Here is a 426-nt window from a genome sequence, read left to right on the forward strand (position 1 = left end):
ATCTCTATAGCAACGTCAAGGAGAAGCGCGAGGTGTTGCAGATGTGGTCAAATCACATCGAATGGCTGATCAAGCAGGCTGCGGATGACGCTCTGGCGGCGTAGCTGCTGGCATGGGCGGAAGATGCGGCGCAACAATCGTCAGAGCCTCATCGAATTGGAGATCATGCTTGACCAGCAAATGCGCGGCCAATGCTTCGATGGCTGACCAGTGATCGAGTACTAGCCGGGCCGTGCGATCTTCGATCCGCCTCCAACGGGGGCGGCGCGGCATCAGGAACCGCAACTCACCATAGATTCGCTTGGCATCCGCGTAGTCGCTGCTCCCCTCATTCCCATCGGACGCATTCATCGCCATATCGCGCGGGTCCAGATAGCCTTCGAATGCGGATTCTGCAAAAGGACCTGCCAGACACGCAACTATCTC

1 protein-coding gene is annotated in these 426 nt (G+C 57.5%); it reads right to left on the minus strand.

Annotation, left to right across the window (positions count from 1 at the left end; all coding sequences use genetic code 11):
* Window positions 1-69 precede the first annotated feature (69 nt).
* On the minus strand, window positions 70-426 hold a 357-nt coding region (locus EN943_RS37920), incomplete at its 5' end, for a hypothetical protein (protein WP_164747216.1).

It is taken from the genome of Mesorhizobium sp. M7A.F.Ca.US.006.01.1.1, assembly GCF_003997935.1.
Lineage (GTDB): Bacteria > Pseudomonadota > Alphaproteobacteria > Rhizobiales > Rhizobiaceae > Mesorhizobium.